Source organism: Rhodoblastus sp. (genome assembly GCF_052145335.1).
GTDB lineage: Bacteria > Pseudomonadota > Alphaproteobacteria > Rhizobiales > Beijerinckiaceae > Rhodoblastus.
Window position 1 is genome coordinate 1 of sequence record NZ_JBKQOU010000306.1, and the last position, 4,381, is coordinate 4,381.

5 protein-coding genes are annotated in these 4,381 nt (G+C 57.5%); 1 reads left to right on the forward strand and 4 read right to left on the reverse strand.

All coding sequences use genetic code 11. From position 1 onward, the window contains the following. Positions 1-784: 784 nt before the first annotated feature. Entirely contained in the window at positions 785-1,960 is a 1,176-nt protein-coding gene (locus ACLP2E_RS18855; protein ID WP_442466796.1) for an alpha/beta hydrolase, read from the reverse strand. A 261-nt stretch (positions 1,961-2,221) separates the two neighbouring features. On the opposite strand from ACLP2E_RS18855, the gene ACLP2E_RS18860 reads away from it, so the two are divergent. Then, a complete protein-coding gene (locus tag ACLP2E_RS18860) occupies positions 2,222-2,359 on the forward strand; it encodes a hypothetical protein (protein WP_442466797.1) in 138 nt (45 codons plus the stop codon). 452 nt (positions 2,360-2,811) lie between these two features. Here ACLP2E_RS18860 and ACLP2E_RS18865 read toward each other — a convergent pair whose 3' ends face one another. The 3 genes from ACLP2E_RS18865 to ACLP2E_RS18875 all read right to left on the reverse strand — a co-directional run bounded on the left by ACLP2E_RS18865 (position 2,812) and on the right by ACLP2E_RS18875 (position 4,381). Continuing rightward, a complete protein-coding gene (locus ACLP2E_RS18865; RefSeq protein WP_442466798.1) occupies positions 2,812-3,093 on the reverse strand; it encodes a hypothetical protein in 282 nt (93 codons plus the stop codon). Between the two features lie 192 nt (positions 3,094-3,285). Further along, positions 3,286-4,152, reverse strand: coding sequence for a carbonic anhydrase (locus tag ACLP2E_RS18870; RefSeq protein ID WP_442466799.1), 867 nt, complete (start codon positions 4,150-4,152; stop codon positions 3,286-3,288). A gap of 58 nt (positions 4,153-4,210) precedes the next feature. Next, entirely contained in the window at positions 4,211-4,381 is a 171-nt protein-coding gene (locus ACLP2E_RS18875) for an ion channel (RefSeq protein WP_442466800.1), read from the reverse strand.

The following is a 4,381-nucleotide window of genomic DNA, read 5'->3' on the forward strand; positions in this document are numbered from 1 at the left end:
ATCGCGCAATGGCTGAGGGCTCTTCGTAAAAGGAATCCTTTATCGCCCAAGAGGGGGCAAGGGGATTGCGGGGCGGGCGGGTCGGGCGCTCGATGATGCCGCACACACCTCGGGACATTTTTAGGACACCATAAGGTTTCTGACCAAAATGTTTCGGATTAAAATGTTTTGAGGTCAATCCGATGCTTCGCCTATCCGGTTGCTGCCGCGAAACAATATCTGGTGGTCAAGCTCGGACGCCTAGAAGCCGTCAGCGGCATGTGCAACAACCGCAGCGGTCGGCCTTGAAGCGGCCCTTCGCTGGCGGGTGCCAACGACGCCTAGGCGCCCTGAGCAGTAATTCGACGCTTACTGAGCAAGCCCGCGCTGTCTGCGGTTTGCGGTCATTCGCCCAGGCGTTCGATGAAAATATTGTAAAACCCAACCCCCTGCGGTCGCTGCAGCCGATCCTGCCGAAGCTGTTGTCGCCAAAAGAAAACGGCCCCCGAGTCGGAGGCCGTTTTTTTGGCGCGGAACTCGGCCCAGTACGCGTTGAAATTCTCGGGCCGGAAGCCAGATTTCGTGATTGGGGGGTTATCACGCCGTCTTTTCGAAGATGAACTTAACAACTTCCGGTTTACCGGTCCGTTTCTGACTAATGAACTTTCTGTTATTTTTGCGGGCGGGCGGTCGGCCCGCTCGACCTCTGCTTCGCCCCTGAGTACATGCAAAGAGGAAATTTTCGCGGCAGCGAACGGCGTCTTGGGGAGCAGGATATGGCGCGCTTCACAGCTGTCGCCGGCGCCTATTGCGCCACGGCGCCGATGATCTTGACCGGCGCGCCGAGCAATGTGACCAGCGAATTGGTCGCTACCGCCGCGGCGCCAGGGCCGCGACCCGTTTTGACTCCCGAGGCGAGTAAAGTCCGCATCTCCGGCCCGATCGTCGCGAGTTCCATGAACTTGCCGTGGTTGACCGGGTCGTTCGCCTGGACGTCGCTCAGATCGATGACCGTCGCGCCGAGCTCCGTCAGTTCGGCGGAGTTGCTCGCGTTGCCGACCCGGGTTTCATTGCCGGCAATAAAGCTCGAAATCCCCAGCGCCTTGTCGTCGCGGGAAAGGATAACATAGAACGGGTGGTCGATCTTGCCGATGGTGCGCAACTGCGATTTGAACACGTCGTAATCGAGATCGGGCGCCGCCAGCAGGATCAAGCCGATCTTGGACTTGTCCTTGACGCCGCCGCTCAATTTCAACTGCCGGAACGCCTCGACCGTCACCCAGTTGCCCATGGAATGGGCGAGGATGTTGACCTTCTCGGCGTTGCTGGAAAGCAGCAGACTTATAGTGTGCACGAGGCTGTCTCGCGCGACGGTGGCGCTGTTGTTGTCGTAGACATATTGCAAAGCGTCGCCGCGCGAAGCCCAGGTGAACGTCACGGGCACCGCGGGAGCGCGCGAATCGTGAACCAGCTGCGCCTGGGTGTACGCCGCCTCGGCGAACAAGGTGTTGAACCCATGAACGAACAGGAAAATGTTGCGCTGGCCCTTCGGGCGCAGCGCGAGCTGGGCGTTCAGCGCCTGCACGAAAGCCTTGTCGCCGTCGATAATCTCGGCGGAGCGGGCCACGAATTCGGTGTTGGGATCGCCCGGCGCCGCTTTCGCAAATTCGACCGCGCCCGGAACGTGGGTGGGAGGGACCGAAACCGTCAGCTCGGCGTAACTGAGCGCTGACGACCTTTCGCCGTTGAACAGCGTCCCGGGTCTGGGATCGCGCTGACGGGTCGTGGCGAGGAAAATGGTGTGTTCGGTCGCGCCATTCGCCGGCGTCGCCACGGGCGTCAGAAAGCCGCTGACAGGCCGGGGCGTCCCGCACGCCGCCAATGGCGCCGCGACAAGCAGCACAGCGACGATGGCCCGCGAACGGCGCGGCGCAGCGGCCGGGAGGACGAAGCGCGTCCGTCGATTGGATTCTCGAACCAAATTCCCCTCCGGGCCCCGGAGGCCGCTACGAGACAAGCTGAAACCTTCTCGCCAATGCGGTCAAATATGTCCACAAGAATCGTTTGTCCGGCGCTTCGCGCCACCTTCTCCCGCAAGGGGAGTACGTGTCCCGACGCGTCGGCCGAGACATCTTGAATAGCTTCATCGACGACATCGAAAATAAAAGATCGATATCTCATTCTCCAAAAACGGAATGGAGCTAAATCACTCCGGACACAGGCGCCATGAGGGTTGTTGTTGATGCTAGATCAGGATGGCGAACAACATGTAAGGCTTTTCGTCGCACGGGAGCGCGCGGCCCAGGACGCCTTTGCCGGGGCAAGCCAGGAAACCGTGGACCTGGCCGTGACGGCGGCCGGCTGGGCCATCATGGGCTAGGTCATTGACATAACCTCCCTATCGCTAATCTCCACGTTCCCTGCGCGGCCTAAGATACCTCCCTCCGCGAGGCTACGAATGCGGATTCCAGTCGTTCGCAAACGATGTTTGCCGCCTGCTTGGCGCCACGAGCAGGCGTTTGGGGGCGGGGAGCGCGCCAGCGTTTTCGGCCCAAAGCTGCCGTTCGAGACCAAATACTTTCTTCGCCACCTCGCTTGTCGAACGTCGACCTTCGGCCGGCGAATCTAAAGTGCAAATGTGCAATGCGTTGGTCGCGCGCATAGGATGTCATACGTGTCTGATGAACCGTTCAGGCGGGCCATTTTGAATGGTCTCCCAATTGATCGCTGCCAAGCAAATGAAAAGGAGGCATAATACAGCCCAATTGAGGAGGCGAGCCTCCTGTGCATCCCGTGATTTAAGGACCCAATGGGCGTACGCCATTGAAACTATCATTTTGTAAGTTTTGAAACGATAGCTCGCAATGCATTTTGCTCGTCAATTTTTCTCGGCTTTTCCGCTGAGGGACGATCGCCACCGGCAAGGCTCGACACCGCCTTGAAGTCCTCGACCAAGACGTTCTCAATCCTTTGTTTCATCAACTCGAGCAAAATCAGAATTTCGTCAGGTGGAAGCGAGCCGTCGGACTTCACTTTCTTGAGATACGCGTTGAGCTCATCTTCAGAAATAGCCTCCTGAAAACGGAGTTTCCGCAGCAATGTCTCGGCTCGCATCTTCGGCTCCTGTTGCGCATCAACTACTCGCAACGAGTTTCGCGGTGCGCGTATCGTCACCCTGCGATAGGCTCGTCAAGTCTGAAAATGGGCGTCGGCGGGCCTGCTTGGAAGGCCAGATCAAACATTTTATAGTGAAACTCATTATTAGTCTTGGGGCAGTGGCCAGACGAGCGCGATAAATTGCGCCGCTCACTCCGCTTTGAGTATAGACAAAATCCGATTCGAATTTAGCACAGCATTTCCGAGTTCAGTAAAGCTCTCTGGATCAATCGGTGGATCAGCCAGTCCGCTCCACATGGCTGTCCCGCGATGTGGCGACCAAACCTCGCGGCTCTCGACAACATAAACGCCGTATACCGCTTTGATGTCGCCAAATTCCTGGTTTTTCAGTTCCTTATTCACTGTATAGGCGGCAAGCGCTGCGTTGACCACGATTGCCGCTTCAATGAGGGCAGCGCGATAACCAGGATATTGCGCGACATCTGGTCCAAAGATCTCCAGCATTCGTTTTGCGGACGCCTGGACCACAACGAGCATCCTATCCAGGATGCCGCGGAGCGAATGATTGGCGGCATGCTCGAAATATCGTCTCGGATCCAGGAAGATATCAACCGCGGCGGACACTGCGCCACAGCCGCTATGACCGAGGACCGCGATTAATTTTATGCTGCCGCCTAAATGCTCAACCGCATAGCTTAGGCTGCCAAGGACGTCGCTTCCGAGACTATTTCCAGCAACCCTGATGACGAATAGGTCGTTCGGCCCTTCGTTGAAGATCAGTTCGACTGGCACCCGCGCGTCGGAGCATCCGAGCACTGCAGCAAAGGGTCTTTGCTTGGGGCTCTCTCTGGAGCCGCCTGCCAAGCCGAAATCTCGCGAGTCCACCTGGATGACGCGCCTCGCGACAGCTTCGTCGCTCGCCATACTTTCGAGTAAAGCCGCGAAAGCTTGATTTCCTTCGTCCAGACGTAGGCGAGCTGTGTCTGAATCTGCAGGCCGTGGGCGCACCGGTTCAGTTTGCGCGCAGTACCGATAAATAATCTCCACGGATTTCATGCGGTCACCGTCTTATGTTTGCTATTTGTGATCAAGATGTCGCCGGCGACCGTCGCCCCTATTTGTCTGAAGGAGGCGTATCCAAGGCGCGGACGGCTATGGCTGCGATAAGCCCCATCAGTACCACCCCGTCAATACCGATGACCACTGCGGCAAGGCGAGAAATGAAATGCTTAGGGACAAAATCCCCGTAACCGATCGTGAGCCCAGTAATAAATGTAAAATAAAT